The organism is Pleionea sediminis (assembly GCF_007570825.1).
GTDB classification, from domain to species: Bacteria; Pseudomonadota; Gammaproteobacteria; order Enterobacterales; family Kangiellaceae; genus Pleionea; species Pleionea sediminis.
Genome location: NZ_SUNB01000001.1, coordinates 1,080,114 through 1,097,463 on the forward strand (window position 1 = coordinate 1,080,114; position 17,350 = coordinate 1,097,463).

The following is a 17,350-nucleotide window of genomic DNA, read 5'->3' on the forward strand; positions in this document are numbered from 1 at the left end:
ATTTTTTGTTTAAAAATCAAGCCACTTAACTTGCACTCTCAAAAAATTCAACTTAACAATTCAGAAATAGTTCGTTCCGAGACAAAATCGACAATTATTTGACTGTGTTCTGACTGAAATCTATGTAAATCACCTTCCACCACAACTCCAATCCAAACAGGTACAGCTATAGGAGAAAATTCCCATTTGAATACTGGTGCTCCGCTTATTCCTCCTAAAGCAGTTAGGTCATCTCTTTGTAAACTACCAAGAGCCTTTTTGTCGGTATTGTCGTTGAGCCAAACACTACCTTGCAAATTCGAAAGTGAGTTTAATGGTAAACCCGCGTGAGAGTATGTTCCATAGCAAATTTCTTGCCTATTATTCTCAACAGTCCTAAAGCAACCAGGGTAACCACCAAAGCTTACAATGTCTCCCTCTTGAACTTCATAGTTTTTAGTCAACCTATAAAACTCTACATTAAACTTTAACTCGTCAATATTCTTAAAACTTAAGTCGAATTCTTCATCAACTTTTATCAAACATACATCTTGGTTTTTACTTCTAATAATTTCTGCATTCCAAATATCAATTCGATTCATTCCTATTTGGCAGTAACACTGCGAAGGATTAACATCTAATAATTTTTCAATAACATGGTTATTTGTAACACAGAAATATTGGTCTTGATATTTTATAAGAGTGGTCGTGGCGTTTCCTGGCTGGATAACACCATTAGTATCATACAAAGCGATAGGAAGTGCATATTTGAAGGGCAGCTTAGCAAGTTCTTCTATAAATTCATTTTCATCCATCTTTCAGAAAATCTCAAAAACATCAAAAATATCAAAGAGCTATGGTTTTTTGTTAGTAAGCATAATGTCCGCTTTAAGATATTCGCAGACATTTTAGCTCTTCAGCTTATTCTTAATCCCTTCAAGATGCACTCGTCTCGCTTCAGCTTTTCTTCTTTGCTCTATCTTTCGACAAGGCCGACAACGTACAGCAATAGAGTCGATATGACCTTTCGCGATTTCATACCACCACTTTTGTTGCTTGGCAGTCCAAAGCTCTTCACTTCCACAATCAATACAAACAAATGGTTTATCAACATAAAATAGTGGTAATAGTCGACATCCGCAAACATGACTTAGCTCGCTATGATCGGCAAGAATAGAATTTACCGGACGATTCAATAAGTTATAACGATCGATGTTTTTCGACTTTTTTGCCTTTTCACGTCGTTTCGCTTTTATCTCAAGTCGACGCTGTTTTCCACTTTTCATAATAGTTCCCTAATTAGCTCTATTGCTAATTGCCCAAATGACTTTCCAGTACCACGTTGATGCGCGTTGATCTCTATCGAATCTGTAATTTCAGTAACGCTTTCAATTTCATCAATTTCTTGAGTTCCATATTTCAAAATAACGATAAGCTCATAGAACCGGCTATCAGAAGAAATCCATACAGCACTACATTCTTCGACAGGCCCCTGCTCTAGACAGCCACTCAATGAAATCAAGATGCCTTGATTAACATCTAATGAATTTTGAGTAAGAACATTACGCAACCAAATATATTCTTCCGGGCTTTCACGGAAATCGATAGCTAACTCTCGCATGTAATGTTTCTTGAGAGCATTTTGCTCTTGTACATTTTTTTGTCGCTTGCGTTTTAATTTTTCGATGTCCATATAAATACCTTTTAAATCATTCAGTCAGGATAAATCTCCTTAACCTGACTGAATGACTAGTTTTCACCGGTCACTTTCATTTCTCTCAACTTCTTTAATGCAAACCGCCCTCGCTCGGATACGGTGGAAGAAAGATCTAATGAAAATTTTTCCGCAAGCTTTACGCCATCAACGCCTAAAGATGTTAGCTCCCGAATAACAAACTCAGCAGAAATACGACGAACAATGGAAGAGCGGTCTACCGATGAACGAATCAGCAAATCAAGAACCGATGCGTTAACATTAAGTTCCCTTTCAACAACTATTGGCTCCATTCTTCCTTCGCAATAACGCTTATCAGTCCATACCCATTTTCGTCCTTCGGTCCATATCACTCTTCTTTCAAATAGAGCACGATAAGCTTTAGCTCGGACTGAAGGTTGAATAGCCTTACTAGCGATATCTTCAATATACTCGTCTAAAATTTGTGTTCGACCAAACTGAGAAAAAAGAGAAGGCATTGGACCACATGTCGAAGATATTAATTTTTTAGACAAAGCTTTAGCAATCTTCTCATTGCACATAATTTGTAATAGCACTTTTTTATCAGCTTCTTCAATTCTCCCCCACGTACTCCAGTTAGAGAGCACAGAACATAAAGCTTCCGCAACGATTTCCGGAGTCGTTTCGCGTGCTATTTCAGGCAACTTCTCTCTTGCTGCTTTGCGTACTTGAGGAACCCAATCATTAAGCCTGCGAATCGCAAACGAAAGAAAAAATGAGTTTAGAGCAGCACCAGACAAAGTTCGAATAGCTTTTTCACGCTTGTGCCCATCCCAACTAACTATATCCAGCCATGTCAGTACATCATTAGGTTTCGACCATAAATTATAACTGGGTATAGCAGCATCTTTTCTTGCAAAATAATACTCATTGCGAATTAAGCGTTCCCAATAGTCAAAGCCAGAAAGAGGTAATTCCGATGTTAAACTTACTAGCTCCGACATATTAGGAGACACAGTAATACCTGAGTTTATCTCACTAGCGAAATTTCTAACTGCCTTTTTTAGTTGATCTTCCATAATTTTCGAGTGCTCCATTTCTAATTCTCTATACGATTTTCGATTGCTATCTAAAACAACTTAAGCTTGCATTTTCTTTTCTAAATTTTAACGGCGCACTTATCTTCTAGCTACGAAATGTATCTGTCCCAAAATGTATGGCATCAACTTTGCCATATTTCTGGCATCATCAATTCCTCTATGATGCGTTCCTTCGAGTTCAATATTCGTGTGTTTTAGAGCCTGCGCCATTCCCAACTTCCTTTTCAAACCTTGCGACTTTGAAAACTGCTTTTTGATATTCAAGTGTGATGCACCAATCGGAAAAGGCCAATTATGAAAAGAACTATCTTGCTCTAACTGATACTTGTCATAATCGCCCCATGAACAGAAAAGAAAATCTTCATACTGATAGAGCCACTTTTTGAACAAGCTAATAGCTTCTGCATACATAGGAGCTGAATCGACATCTACTTGTCGAATTGTCGTTAACTCAGTACAGAAAGATGTGAGTTTAGGATGACGGACAGGTTTAATAAATGTAGTAAACTCATCAATAACCCTCAAGCTTTCTCCATCAACTATGACTGCGCCTATTTCAATAGTTTCCATTTCTTGCCGTGGTATCGATTTAATATCACAACATGTCGCTTCCAGATCGACTATCAGATAATTTTTATAATTATTAATATCCATTTTTATTTCTCTTTAAATTAATGCCGAGAAGATAATTTCTTCTCGACATTTTTTACTTCGAGTTACCAGTCAACTTAACCATATCGTTCATGATGCCATCGAGGCCACCGTAAACGGTTAGCTGGTTAATTTTTCCAGTAACACGCTCAAGTACTTCCAGCTCTTTCAAACGCATCAATGTAGGATTACCATCCATCACTTTAGCAGTGTTATGCAAAGACCGTGTCGCTTGTGTTTCTTCGCGACGTTTGATCAAGTTCGCTTCGGCAGCTTTTTCTGCTTCAACGACCTGATTCAAAATGGTTTTCATATCACCAGGCAAGATGATGTCTTTCACACCGACATCGAGCACTTCCAAACCGAAAGCTTCAACGTTCGATTTGATACGTTTGGTAACGATAGCGTTAACGGTATCTTTGTCTTCCAATATCGCATCCAAAGATCGAGTTCCGACCACTTCTCGCAAAGCGAGCTGAAACTCTCGATACAAAAAGTCGACGTGGTTTTTCAACTCAACGGCGACTTTACGTGTGTCAACCACTCGATAGTTTGCCGACAAGTTCACGCGAAGGCTCACTCGGTCTTTAGTCAAAATTTCTTGACCGCTAACTTCCATGGTTTGCACACGGCAATCGAGCGTACCAATTTCAATTTGACGTTTAAATCGCCAGAAACCGTACAAGCCAGGTTCGAGAATTCGAACCAACTTTCCATTCACCTTTAGCAAACCGACAAATTTGTCTTTGACTTCAGTGTGGTAAAGCATCGTCAATGCCTTGTGTTGAACGTCGGGCTTCGAGTTATAAATCAAAGTCGACAAGAGCTTAGAAGATACTTCGAAATTTTCTTCAATATCGACAAACTCAATGCGCACTTCAACGGCTTCTTGCCAGTACATTTTAAATTGATTCGGTTCAACCAAGTCACTTAATACGTTATCGAAGTAAACCAATCCAATTTGATTCTCGCTGGTTTGTACGCTGGTAACTTGATCACCCACAATTTCTTTATAGGTCGTTAATAAAAACTTACCCAAATTGTGCGAAAATTCAGGCTTTGTAATGTCATAGCATTCAAGCCGAATTTTTTGCCAACCGAGTGCTAACCAGTACTCGCCAGGCTTTAACAATTTATTCAATCGATTATTCAAGAACACCAAAACGCGTTCATTATCCGATACAATCACTTTTTTAAATCCAAACACATTAACCTCCTTATGTATTTGATAAACTCCATGTCCGTTAAGACATACTTTCCTTTAAGGAACAATAATAGCGGGCTCCCTGTGAAAGACCGGCAAGTTCAGTTTGAACAGTCCAGGTAAAGATTAAGAGGGAGCCCTCTACGCTACTTAAACCCGCTTAACATCCTTTTGATTAGGTTTACAATAACGTTTCAGACTGTCGTTAAACTTACGCGAACCATTAACCCGCTGAAATTGGCGAATCAACCACCGATGATTTCTAATAAAGCGAACTTAAAAAATCATCAGAAGCCCTATCGAGGGATTTGAACCCCAACCTTTCGGTTATCCAAATAGCCACTACCCTAAAGTGGTGTCGATTGAGAGTCGACGGGTCACATTGGTCGGATTCGAACCGACTACCTACTGATTAACTGTCAGCTGCTCTACCCAATGAGCTACAACGTTCGTTGGTGTTTAGAACTCGCTTATCACTTGATACACATTACGGTACACCGCATGCGCCAGTCCGATATTCAGAATCGGAGCCGCTAAGCAATTAACGTTTTCCTAAACTCTTTTTCACTCAAGTTTTATCCAATCTATCTTTAGACTAATAACTCGGTCTTTTCAGATTGCGATTTTGTTTGAGTGGCCTGAAGTTGTTGTCCTTTTATGGCAATAACAACTTCATCATTATCTTGTTCTGTTCTAATCGAATTCGGTAAGAATCGATTGATTACTTCGATATTAGTTTTCGAATGCAAACTCAGTTCATGAGTTTTATATTTCCCACCGGCAAACAACGTTAAAGGAATCATTAATTGATCCGCTAAATGTTCACCGACAGCAGCAGAAGTATTTTCAAACTGCTTTAATCGATTAATAGCTTTGCCAGAAACACGCTCGGCTTTTACACCCAGTTGACCGACTTCTTCGAACAACTCTGAATGTGATTCGTAGTTCAATCGCAGTGAGACAATATTTCCAGCACTTACAGACTTAACGTTGATCGACTTCAGTTCGTCCTGCGTCCACAGTAATTTTTTAGTCACCTGTTTCAACTCTCGCTCACTCACATGATTCGGCACGCCGCTATTTAATGTTTGGGCCATCTTTGATATCAGTGATGCTCTTTGAGTTAAATTAAATTGTTCCATCTCGGTTAAAGGACTTACTTGGCAAGTCCACTCTCCGCCACCATTTGGATAGAATCCCACGTAAGTTAACGCTGTTTCAACGTCAACACCGAGACGACGTAACACGTCCAAAAAGCAGTGCGTTAAAAAGTCATAGCTTGGAGCGCTACCATTATGCGTTCCACCCTGTAATGTGACGGTCGATGCTCCATCAGCCATTAGGAGAGCTGGAAAGATCGTTTGAAATACTAAAGTCGTACTTCCGGCCGTTCCAATAGAAAATCTGTAGTTTCCCGCGGTTATTTTTCCCGGGATAAACTCAATTCGTTGCGAACGTAATTCATCTCCCTGCACTTGTGCATTACAAATTTCTTGTGCGGCTCGAACACACGTTAAGTGCTGTCGCAACAAACCGGGCTTTTTGCGCCCCGCTCGAATGTTGGTCACCTCTATTGGTGTCCCTAAACACATCGACAAGCTCAAAGAAGAACGCAATATTTGCCCGCCGCCTTCTCCTTGTGAACCATCGATAATTATTTTATTTTTATTCATCTTTCAATTTTCCTATTAATAAAAGCAGAAATCCTTTTCAAAAAAATCTCCCGATCACTCCTTAACAAAAAACCTCCTGCCGTCATCCTTTAACACATACAACTTGCTTCAGCGTATGGACCACTTCAACCAAATCGCTTTGAGCGGCCATAACATCATCAATGTTTTTGTACGCACGTGGCGTTTCATCGATAACGTTAATGTCTTTTCGACATTCCACACCTTGTGTTGCTTCAAGATGTTCTTCCATAGACACCTCACGTTTCGCCTGCGTACGCGACATAACACGTCCTGCTCCGTGGCTACAGCTACAGAAACTATCCTCGTTTCCAAGTCCACGAACAATAAACGAACGAGCGCCCATGCTTCCGGGAATAATTCCCATCTCGCCTTTTCGTGCGCGCACCGCACCTTTTCTTGTTACCAGGACATCCTTGCCAAAATGATGCTCCCTTGAAATATAATTATGATGACAGTTCACCGCTTCTACTTTAGCTTCGAACTCAATCCCCATCACCGAACGCACCGCTTGAATCGCTCGTTGCATCATCACTTCACGATTCACTCGAGCAAAGTTTTGCGCCCATTCCACCGCTTCAACGTAATCGTTAAAGTTTTCGCTTCCTTCTGGCAGGTAGGAGAGATCTTTATCAGGTAATTGGATATGCCAACGTTCCATATCTTTTTTTGCTTTCTCAATGAAGTGAGTTCCAATTCGATTTCCCACACCTCGCGATCCGCTATGCAACATAATCCATACTTGATTCGATTCGTCCAAGCACACTTCGATAAAATGATTACCGGTTCCTAGTGTTCCAAGATGATGAACATTATTGGTATTTTTCAATACCGCATGCTTATCGCTTAGCACTCCAAACTGATCAGACAAACCTTTCCAAGCAATCGCTACATCATCTGGAACGCTTCCCCACGCACCTTTATCTCGAGACCCTCGCGCTCGCGCCGAACGTCCATGTGGTACTGCCGCTTCTATTGCTGATCGCATTCCGGCTAAATTGTCCGGAAGTTGATTCGCTGTTAATGACGTTTTTACCGCCATCATTCCGCAACCAATATCCACACCCACCGCAGCTGGAATTACCGCACCTAAGGTTGGAACAACACTTCCAATCGTTGCGCCTTTACCTAAATGTACGTCGGGCATCGCGGCCACCCATTTATGGATGAAAGGTAATGACGTAATATTGCTTAACTGTTCTTTTGCTTTTGCCTCAAAAGGCACACCTCTAGTCCAGGATTTAATAAATGCTTTACCTTGACCTTCAAATACTTCATATTTTTTTAAATCGTTTTTTGATTTATTTAATGCGTCGCTCATTGTGTAACTCCTTTTGCTCGGCATGTTATTTGTAGTAGCACAGCAGGGTTCATTTCATTCATTATTGTTGAACGCACCATAAATTGCTGCCGACGGTTCGAATCGTGTTTTCTATAACTATCACGCTTTGTATCCGTATTTAACTGAGTTCGAATCAATGTCCTGCCAATGGCATGCGGCTGAAAACTCTGCATTGCGCTACTCCTCATTGTTCTTGACGAAACGCCATTTATCTAAAAACTACTCTAGGTATTACAAGTCGTGTGCCAACTTTTTTCGCCCACACCTAAAAAACCTCTATGCTTTTGTTTTTATTGTATTTTTATGACTAATCAGTATTTTGGTTTGGATAAGTAATTTCTTAAACTAGCGCCACAACCTATCATTTATGATATATTTATATTTTTATAGATATGCAAGAAAACGCATGACAAAAACCATAGCTATCAGTATTTTAGGTACTCAGCTGGATTATGCTGGTAAACGAGGCGATCGCTGGAGTAAGTGGCGTCCCAATGTTTCTCTGTGCTCACAATCTGACTTGGTGATTGATGAACTTTATTTACTGCACGATGAGCGCAGCCAGCGACTTGCGAATACAACCATTCAAGACATTGCAGAAATTTCTCCAGAAACCAAAGTCCACGACACCTTGCTTTCTTTTGAAGATCCCTGGGACTTTGAAGAGGTTTACTCCAAACTTTTTGATTTATGTGACTCTATTAATTTTAATACCGAAAAAACGGACTATTTATTTCATATCACTACCGGAACACACGTCGCACAAATTTGCATATTCTTACTGACTGAAAGCCGTCACTTTCCCGGTCGGCTGGTTCAAACGTCTCCGGGACGCGGTGAAGAAAAAGTAGTGGGCAAGCATCAGATTATTGACCTTGATTTATCCCGTTACGATCAAATTGCTTCGCGATTTACTCAGCAACAAAGCGATGATGAATCTTTTTTAAAAGGTGGCATTGCTACACAAAACGAAAAGTTTAATCAATTAATTACTCAAATAGAAAAAGTGGCGATTCGTTCATCGGCTCCAATTTTACTCAATGGCCCAACTGGTGCCGGGAAAACACAATTAGCGCGTCGTATTTATGCCTTAAAAAAGAAGCGAGATCTTGTATCGGGGGATTTAGTTGCCGTGAACTGTGCAACACTTAAAGGTGACAGTGCGATGTCTGCCTTGTTTGGCCATAATAAAGGTGCGTTTACTGGCGCTCAAACGAAACGAGCTGGTTTTTTACTATCTGCCGATAAAGGTGTTTTATTTCTTGATGAAATTGGTGAACTAGGCCTCGACGAACAAGCTATGTTATTACATGCATTAGAAACAAAAACATTTTTTCCTGTGGGTAGTGACAAAGAAGTTAAAAGTGACTTTCAACTCATCGCCGGAACCAATAAAGATTTAAATAAACTGGTTGCAGAAGGAAGTTTTCGTGAAGATTTGTTAGCAAGAATCAATTTGTGGACCTATGAGCTTCCCGGACTTAAAGATCGTCGCGAAGATATTGAACCCAATATTGAATTTGAGTTACAACAGTTTGCTCGCAATGAAGGCAAGAAAGTCGATTTTAATCGCGAAGCTCGAGAGCGATTTTTAGCATTTGCTCTATCTCATGAATCAACTTGGCAGGGCAATTTTCGTGACCTGAATGCCACAATTACTCGCATGTGTACACTAGCAGAAAGCGCCCGAATATCTCTTGAAGATGTGAAGCTAGAAACGGAACGACTCAATAAGCAATGGTCACCTATTAAAAGCTCGAATGATGATGTTGATTTAAACTTTTATTTATCGAAAGCACAAATTTCAGAGTTAGATAATTTTGATAAAGCGCAATTAAAATATGTGATCGCAACTTGCTTAAGGCATCGGTCGATGGCATCGGCGGGTCGAGAACTTTTTGACCAATCTCGCTTGAAGAAAACTAAAGCGAATGATTCCAATCGTCTACAAAAGTATCTAGCAAAGTTTGAGTTAACCTTTGATCAAATTAAAGGGGAGTTAAATTAGAAATCGAATTGTTGATTAGCTTAAAATTTAGATAAAACTAACGCGTCTCTCTTTAAAGCAAGGCATAGGATTAATAAGATAAACAAGTTGTTTTAAAAATACCGATTAAATCTCAATAGAGTGATATCAAACATTAAAAACTCATTGATGCGATATTAATTAACCTTACTCATTTAACATGGTAATTAATGCCTCAAAAATGTTTTAATCGCTCCAGTTCAATAAAATCTAAATCAAATTGCTCTAATGACCTGCAGAAATATACAGATAGCACTGTTTATCTTTTGATGAGATTTATTTCAACTTTTCAATAAATATCTCATAAATGATACACACTTCACCTCGACAGAATAATCATCTGGGTTTAATGTTTAAATATTAACCAATGCGTTTCTACAAGGAATTCGAAATTAAGTTTCGTGTTGATAACGGAAAAGTTAAGAGTCTGTTTTTGGATAAAGGCTAGGAGGTCTAACGTCATGAGCGCATCTATAGGGACAATTATGTCTTCTCCCGTGATATCTATTAATTTAGATACATCTGTTGAGCAAGTAGAAGAATTTTTAAGTTCAAAAAACCTATCATTCTTACCAGTGATTGATGATAACAATGATTGCTTTGGTGTTGTCAGTAAAACCGATCTTGTTTCTTTTCATGCTAAGCACCTTGACGAGAAACGAATTAAAGCTTGGGAAGTATGCACTCACCAGGTGATTCAAGTTGATCCCAACAACTCCATTGAAGAAACAGCAAAGCTTATGATGGAGAAAGGTATTCATCATGTTATTGTAAAAAATGACAATCAGATTGTTGGCGTTGTATCTACCAATGATATTTTGAAAAGTTTTTTAAACGAGGGAAACAAAGTAAACTCAGCAGCTAGCTCTGCGGACACACGAACTGCGTTTATTTCAAGTACGAATAGCGCAAAGTCTTACACTACGCGTTGAGTTTAACAAAACCTTTGGCTAAATAATCCATTTGGTCTGCTAATATATTTCTATTCGCTAGCGCCATATATTCAAACTTGTTCGGCTTAAACGGCACTGCCAATAAAGGCATATTTGATTGTTCAGGTGTTTGACAACCTTTTCGATTATTACATGTCTTGCATGCCGTAACACAATTAGTCCATGAATCTTTTCCACCTTGTGCTCTAGGAATCACATGATCACGAGTGAGCAATGTTCTCGAATGTTTTTCACCACAGTAAAGACATAAAAAGCGATCGCGAGCAAATAAAGCAGAATTAGTTAAAGCCGGAACACGATGGGATTGTTCGTGAAGAATTCCATCAATAGCTATTACGGGAGCAATGTCCAAAAAAGACTGATTACCCGTTAATCGACTGATTCCCCCGTGCAGAGTTGCCATGACATCGCCAAGACTCCACAGTACCTGCTGTTTGGAATAAAAACAGGCTGCTTGCTCTAAATTTATCCACTCCATTGGAAAACCAGACTTATCAAGTCGTAACACCAGCGAACCCATAGTAGCTCCTGTGCGTGTATCTTTCTCAGTAATACCACTTACCGTCTTATATGTCTATTAAATATACACCAGTTTTTTTACACTTTTTAGTCATACTCAGAAATTTTTTTAAAAGCTACATTTAAAAAGAACTGAAAGAGAGTCGCTTTCTAAAATACAAGCCGTAGATGTATGCATAAATATAGGTTAGTTACCGAAAACTAAACGCACTGATATTGAGATAAAAGACTATCGTTCGGGCTTAAAAAAATAATTAATTAGCGAAAAACGTTACTAGCTAAAAAGCCAGTTGATCGCATCACTTTGATTTGAAAATATATCTATTTCAGACATCTGGAAGGCAACACTATTGTATTGCAGCATTTTCAAAAAGCCTTGTGTCAAAGGATCTTTGGAGACTAACGCGACACGATGTTTAAGATTAGGTCGAGTTAATTTATTCTTTACGTTTGTTAGAATATCTTCTTGCTCCATAACGGATATATCAATATCACAATCGCTTAAATCATAAATTCGGTAGGAAAAGTAATTGCCTTCCAATATTTTTTCAACTTCTGAAAATACCGTATTTAGATCAGGAAGCGTAAGTCGACCACTCATTATTATAGTCAATAAGCTTCGATCTTCATCCTGAGAGATCAAGTATTTAAATTTTTCGAAATCATTGTCCGACATTATACAATTATAGAAAACACTATTGATTTTTCATTATTAAAGCCAACTAACGAACCATTATTTTTCTTAAACTTACTAAATCTCACTCTAAAGATGGACTTAAAATTCTAAAAACTTTGTCACCCTGGGAGAGGGATAAACTCTTCATCATCACCAGGAATTGCGGGAAATTCCCCTTTCTGCCAGCGAATTTTTGCATCTTTGATCTTTTCTTTATCAAATGACACAAAGTTCCAGTCCATAAATGGGGCTTGCTCAAAGGATTTTCCTCCTAGCATCAGAATTCTGCAGTTAGTCAAAACCTCAAGCTCTTCATCACCTGATTCATAAACAACAAAATCGCCGGCCTTAAACTCTTCTTGCCCTATACGAACTTGTCCCATTTGAATATAAATGGCGGTTTCGAAGTCACCACATGGGCGTCCTAACTTACCTCCTACTTCGCCAATAACATCGAGATAGAACATAGGACTGTACGTTTTAACCGGAGATGATCGACCGAAGGCCTCACCAGCAATTAACCTTATTAGGAATTTCTCTCTATGAATATAGGGCAGTTGTGTTTTTGGAACATGAGTAAACGAAGGCTCAACTTCTGCTTTTTCTTCGGGCAGAACCATCCAACACTGAATACCATCTAAGTGATGATCATTACCTCGTACTTCCAAAGTTTCTCTTTCTGAATGAACAATACCCCGACCTGCTGTCATCCAATTAACATCGCCTGGATGTATTTCTTGAATAGAACCTAAACTATCTCTATGCAAAATACTTCCTTTAAATAGATAAGTCATTGTGGCTAACCCAATATGAGGATGAGGTCGAACATTTATTCCATTGCCCGCCTCAAAGTGCGCCGGCCCCATATGATCGAAAAATACAAATGGCCCAACCATTCGTTGATTTTCACTAGGCAAAATACGCTTTACTGAAAAACCACCTAAGTCTCGAGTTTTTGATGCAATGAGTACCGACATAATGCGCCTCCAAAAATCGACTATACCAATGTAAAACCAAATTTAAAATTCAGCTCTATCATTGTACTTATGTCGATATTAAATTTTAAAAATCAAGATTACTTTTCCTGATCTTGTTGAAATAGTCTTTCCAAATCAGCACGACCTTGTCGACCAACCTCAATGAGTTTAGCTAAATCGTCTCGATGTTTAATCGAGTCTCTCACCATTGAGTTATCATGATTAGAAAATCTTTCGATTGTACGGATAGCTTCACCATCACTGTAACCTATTTCCGTTAAAGTAAATGTTGCCGCATCCAAACTACTTTTAAACATTTCACGAACGACTTGATCCGCTCCCGCTGCCGATAAACTCCAAAAAGCGGCACGATTTCGTGCTCGAGCGATAACCTTCACTTTTGGGTGCTGTTCTTTTATCAAAGATACTATCGTTTCAGCTTCTTGATAATCATCAACAGCAACGAGTACAACTCTTACCGAATCAATACCTGCAGCTTCAAGTACATCGAGTCGTGTCGCATCTCCATAATGAACTTTATTGCCAAATCGAGTGACAAAGTCAATATGCTCAGCATCGCGATCAATAGCTGTAAACGGAATTTTATTCGCCGCTAAAATTCGTCCTGTCGTTTGCCCAAAACGGCCAAAACCTAAAATTAAAACTTCAGGCTCGTCATCGTAATCTGCCGTTTGTAACTCTGGCGTCGCCTTTGCTGGTGGCTTTATAGCAAGACTAATAATTGCTACTAAAGGAGATGTAAGGGCCATTGATAACCCAACAATTAAGTTAATGTGTGAGGCGACTTCTATTGGAATAACACCGCTACTTCCTGCTTGAGCCATAACAACAAAGGCAAACTCTCCTCCCTGACTTAGCATGAGCCCTACTTTTATCCCACGCCGCCAATGAATCTTTGCCATGGTCATCAAAACCATAATAATAGAAGTCTTAAACGCCATTAATGCTAAAGCAGCCAAAAGCAACATAAAGGGACTTTTCAAAAACAAATCCAAATTTAAGGTCATTCCAATGGCAATAAAGAACAACCCTAAAGTTAAACCTTTAAATGGTTCTATATCACTTTCTAATTGATGTCTAAAACTTGAGTTAGCTAGTAATATTCCGGCAATAAATGCACCTAAACCCATCGATAGTCCGGTCTTCAACATTAAAACAGCAGCACCAACAACGATTAACAAGCTCGCTGCGGTCATACTTTCTCGACTGCCATAACGAGAAATCAGTTTTAAGAATGGATTAAGTAAAAACTTGCCAACAAGTAATAAAGCTGCAATGGCAAGAATACTCCAATACCAAGGCACTGATTCGACAGCCGCTTTATTGGACAGAGAATCGACTAAAAATAAGATAGGAATAACCGCAAGATCTTGTAACAGTAAAATAGCAAATCCAGCTCGCCCCGAAGGTTTCGCAATAATTCGTTTTTCTGCCATCAGTTGAATTGCAAAGGCCGTTGAAGAGAGTCCTAAAGCCAGACCGATAACGATCGCCGTAGATCCATTTTCAATGAGAATCCAACCCACGCCAGCGATAACGCTAGCTGAAATTAAAAGTTGACCGATACCCAATCCGACAATGTGATGCCGCATCGACCAAAGCTTCACAGGATTCATCTCTAAACCAATAACAAAGAGTAGTAATACGACGCCAATTTCTGAAAAATGCAAGATACTCTCAGGGTTTGAAATGAAGTTAAATCCCCAGGGCCCTAAGGCCATACCTGCAACGAGATAACCTAAAATAGCTCCGAGCTTGATGCGTCGAAAAAGTGGAACGGCTATTACAGCAGCAACTAAAAAAAAGAGAACCGACGATAACGGTGTATGGGTATCCATAAATTATCCTGTTATAAGTGCTGCACCGTAGTAAAGCAGCGGTATTTTTCGCATTACATTCGAGATCATCAAGACAATAACTTACTCGTTAAGAAATAACTTTTAAAATAATGCCTCTTTACCTGATGTCATTTGTGTAAAAGTGCCTCATTATAACAATCAGCATGCAAGTCTTTTGCCTGTTACTGTCTGATTAAAACAATGTCGGTCCGCATGAAGTACTAACCTCTCTGCATCAAAAAAGAACACTCCAGCTCTAACCTGGTGCCTTTTCAGGCGACTCTTCGAGTTATCATAATCATTAGTCACATCAAACTGCGTTGGTAGAGCTTAACAGCATTTTAAAAATTAAATACAATCGACTACCGATTATTTTCATCGAAGTTTTCGATATTGCGTCGACTCGTTCTAATCATCAGCTTGATGAATCAAAAGAAACACTTTATAAAGTTTATCAATATAATACTTGGCACCTAGCTGCTTTTCTTGCATAAATTCAGCTAAATAACGGCTTAACCAGACTCATCGTCAGGCTAAACACCTTCAAAGAATTATTAAACGAGATATTTAATACAGCGAACAACTCAGAATTTATGGACTCGATTACTCAGGTATTACTTGGCGCCGCTGTTGGTGAGGCCACTGGCGGAAAGCAATTCGGTAGAAAAGCAGCACTTTGGGGTGCCGTTTGTGGAACCTTGCCAGATCTTGATGTCTTTATTCCACTGGGTGATGCAGTTAGTGACTTTACCTATCACCGTTCAGCTTCACACTCAATCGTTTTAATGTTAGTGGTGGCCCCAATTATCAGTTGGCTAATCACACGTATACACGTGACTACTCGGGAACATTATTGTCGCTGGACAATATTAGTCTTTCTATCTTTGGCTACTCACGCATTACTTGATAGCTTCACCGTTTATGGTACCCAAATTTTCTGGCCCATCAGTGAATACCCTATGACATGGTCAACTATCTTTATTATTGACCCTCTATACACAATACCTTTATTAATTGGGGTTATTTGGGCTCTAATCAGCCGTCATCCTAAAACGAGTGGCTACCATGCAAATCGGGTTGGGCTTATAGTCAGCACAGTGTATTTAGGATGGACTATCGCTGTAAAACTTTACATAAATACAGTAACAGAAAACTCTATTATTGAGAATAAGCTAAACGTTGATCAATACCTTACAACACCCTCCGCATTTAACTCACTCTTATGGCGAATTGTTCTGGTCGACGATACAAGTTATTACGAAGGCTATTATTCTATTTTTGATTCAACTCCCAATATTCAGTTTGAGAAGTATTCAAGAAGTACTGAACAAATCAGAGCTTTGTCAGAACATTGGCCGGTGAAACGATTGCAGTGGTTTACTAAAAATTTTTACAAGGTTCAATCAAAAGAAAGCAGACTTATTATTACTGATTTGAGAATGGGCTCAGAGCCACAATATGTGTTTAACTTTGTTGTTGCTGAAGAACACAACCCTCACTATCGGCCGGTTAAAGCAGAATTGGTTAACACAGACATGGATTTTCGTCGCGCGGAACTACTTTGGCAACGCATATGGGATGATTCAATAAAAATTTCGCCCGCCGCATCGCATTGATTAGTTAAAACTCTCTAATCGAATAACTCGATACATTAGCGAGTTAATACACTCTATACTATCTCTAAACATATCAACCGGAGCAAATGATGGGATTGTTAGTCGAAGGTCAATGGCAAGATGAATGGTACGACACCAAATCCACTGGTGGAAAATTCGTCCGAAAAGATAGTAGTTTTAGAAATTGGATAACATCTGATGGCAGCGCCGGTCCAACAGGCGACTCTGGATTTAAAGCAGAAAAGGATCGATACCATCTATATGTTTCTCTCGCCTGCCCTTGGGCACACCGCACACTGATATTTAGAAAACTTAAGGGATTAGAAAGCCACCTACCAATTTCCGTCGTTAATCCTTACATGCGCGAAAATGGTTGGACATTTCATGATGGACCTGACGTGATTAAAGACCCTATTCATAGTGCTGAATTCATGCACCAAATTTATACTGCAGCGAAATCGGATTACACAGGTCGCGTCACAGTCCCTGTTCTTTGGGACAAACAGAAAAACACCATTGTTAGCAATGAATCATCCGAAATAATAAGAATGCTTAATAGTGCATTTGATGAGATAGGCGCTAGCTCTGATGACTTTTATCCAGAGAATAAAAGAGCGGAAATAGATGAACTCAATGAGTTCATTTACCCGACAATTAACAACGGAGTCTATAAAGCAGGTTTTGCAACCGAACAAGATGCTTACGAAGAAGCCGTTAACGAACTTTTCGACGGCCTGAATAAAATTGAAATGCTGCTGAGCAAAAAGCGATACTTAACTGGCGACACAATTACAGAAGCTGATTGGCGACTATTTACCACGTTGATTCGCTTTGATGCTGTTTATGTTGGACACTTCAAATGCAATTTAAAACGTATTATCGATTACCCCAATATTTGGGAGTACCTAAAAGAGCTTTACCAATATCCAGGCATTAAAGAAACCGTCAATATGTATCATATTAAGCATCACTATTACGGAAGTCATGACACGATAAATCCCACTCGAATTGTTCCAGAGGGTCCAATATTAAACTTAGATGCTCCTCATAATAGAACTATAGAACTTAGCTCCCATTAAAGT

The 17,350-nt window shown here is 39.2% G+C and carries 17 protein-coding genes; 4 read left to right on the forward strand and 13 right to left on the reverse strand.

Features of this window, described 5'->3' with window-relative positions; translation table 11 throughout:
* Window positions 1-47: 47 nt before the first annotated feature.
* From FAX86_RS04280 to FAX86_RS04325, 9 genes are all read right to left on the reverse strand, one after another.
* Window positions 48-794: a S1 family serine peptidase gene (locus FAX86_RS04280; protein WP_144392100.1), complete on the reverse strand. Its 747-nt coding sequence runs from the start codon at window positions 792-794 to the stop codon at window positions 48-50.
* A 93-nt stretch (window positions 795-887) separates the two neighbouring features.
* On the reverse strand, window positions 888-1,265 hold the full coding sequence (locus FAX86_RS04285; RefSeq protein ID WP_144392101.1) for a zinc-ribbon domain-containing protein: 378 nt from the start codon (window positions 1,263-1,265) through the stop codon (window positions 888-890).
* Window positions 1,262-1,672 (reverse strand): hypothetical protein, encoded by a 411-nt coding sequence (locus tag FAX86_RS04290; protein WP_144392103.1) that lies wholly within the window; start codon window positions 1,670-1,672, stop codon window positions 1,262-1,264. The genes FAX86_RS04285 and FAX86_RS04290 overlap by 4 nt, the downstream gene beginning before the upstream one ends.
* A 56-nt stretch (window positions 1,673-1,728) precedes the next feature.
* A complete protein-coding gene (locus FAX86_RS04295) occupies window positions 1,729-2,751 on the reverse strand; it encodes a hypothetical protein (protein ID WP_144392104.1) in 1,023 nt (340 codons plus the stop codon).
* A gap of 81 nt (window positions 2,752-2,832) precedes the next feature.
* Window positions 2,833-3,408 (reverse strand): 3'-5' exonuclease, encoded by a 576-nt coding sequence (locus FAX86_RS04300; protein ID WP_144392106.1) that lies wholly within the window; start codon window positions 3,406-3,408, stop codon window positions 2,833-2,835.
* Window positions 3,409-3,460: 52 nt separating this feature from the next.
* Window positions 3,461-4,612: a slipin family protein gene (locus FAX86_RS04305; protein WP_144392107.1), complete on the reverse strand. Its 1,152-nt coding sequence runs from the start codon at window positions 4,610-4,612 to the stop codon at window positions 3,461-3,463.
* Window positions 4,613-5,199: 587 nt separating this feature from the next.
* Window positions 5,200-6,282 carry an RNA 3'-terminal phosphate cyclase gene (rtcA, locus tag FAX86_RS04315; protein ID WP_144392108.1) on the reverse strand — a complete coding sequence of 361 codons (1,083 nt, stop codon included), beginning with the start codon at window positions 6,280-6,282 and terminating at the stop codon, window positions 5,200-5,202.
* 82 nt (window positions 6,283-6,364) lie between these two features.
* Complete coding sequence (locus FAX86_RS04320) at window positions 6,365-7,621, reverse strand: RtcB family protein (protein WP_144392110.1); 1,257 nt, start codon at window positions 7,619-7,621, stop codon at window positions 6,365-6,367.
* A complete protein-coding gene (locus FAX86_RS04325) occupies window positions 7,618-7,815 on the reverse strand; it encodes a hypothetical protein (RefSeq protein ID WP_144392111.1) in 198 nt (65 codons plus the stop codon). Before FAX86_RS04325 ends, FAX86_RS04320 begins: the two co-directional genes overlap by 4 nt.
* A gap of 233 nt (window positions 7,816-8,048) precedes the next feature.
* On the opposite strand from FAX86_RS04325, the gene rtcR reads away from it, so the two are divergent.
* Complete coding sequence (gene rtcR / locus FAX86_RS04330; protein WP_144392112.1) at window positions 8,049-9,650, forward strand: RNA repair transcriptional activator RtcR; 1,602 nt, start codon at window positions 8,049-8,051, stop codon at window positions 9,648-9,650.
* A 479-nt stretch (window positions 9,651-10,129) separates the two neighbouring features.
* The gene (locus tag FAX86_RS04335) at window positions 10,130-10,600 is read left to right on the forward strand and encodes a CBS domain-containing protein (protein ID WP_144392113.1); all 471 of its coding nucleotides are present in this window, start codon (window positions 10,130-10,132) and stop codon (window positions 10,598-10,600) included.
* Here FAX86_RS04335 and FAX86_RS04340 read toward each other — a convergent pair.
* The 4 genes from FAX86_RS04340 to FAX86_RS04355 form a co-directional block, all read right to left on the reverse strand.
* Entirely contained in the window at window positions 10,590-11,141 is a 552-nt protein-coding gene (locus tag FAX86_RS04340) for an HNH endonuclease (RefSeq protein ID WP_144392114.1), read from the reverse strand. The two genes, FAX86_RS04335 and FAX86_RS04340, sit on opposite strands and share 11 nt — an antisense overlap.
* A gap of 273 nt (window positions 11,142-11,414) precedes the next feature.
* Window positions 11,415-11,741 (reverse strand): STAS/SEC14 domain-containing protein, encoded by a 327-nt coding sequence (locus FAX86_RS04345; protein ID WP_144392115.1) that lies wholly within the window; start codon window positions 11,739-11,741, stop codon window positions 11,415-11,417.
* Window positions 11,742-11,935: 194 nt separating this feature from the next.
* On the reverse strand, window positions 11,936-12,793 hold the full coding sequence (locus FAX86_RS04350) for a pirin family protein (protein WP_144392116.1): 858 nt from the start codon (window positions 12,791-12,793) through the stop codon (window positions 11,936-11,938).
* Between the two features lie 98 nt (window positions 12,794-12,891).
* Entirely contained in the window at window positions 12,892-14,652 is a 1,761-nt protein-coding gene (locus FAX86_RS04355; protein ID WP_144392117.1) for a monovalent cation:proton antiporter-2 (CPA2) family protein, read from the reverse strand.
* 593 nt (window positions 14,653-15,245) lie between these two features.
* On the opposite strand from FAX86_RS04355, the gene FAX86_RS04360 reads away from it, so the two are divergent.
* Window positions 15,246-16,268 (forward strand): metal-dependent hydrolase, encoded by a 1,023-nt coding sequence (locus FAX86_RS04360; RefSeq protein WP_144392118.1) that lies wholly within the window; start codon window positions 15,246-15,248, stop codon window positions 16,266-16,268.
* Window positions 16,269-16,357: 89 nt separating this feature from the next.
* On the forward strand, window positions 16,358-17,347 hold the full coding sequence (locus tag FAX86_RS04365) for a glutathione S-transferase family protein (RefSeq protein WP_144392119.1): 990 nt from the start codon (window positions 16,358-16,360) through the stop codon (window positions 17,345-17,347).
* Window positions 17,348-17,350 lie beyond the last annotated feature (3 nt).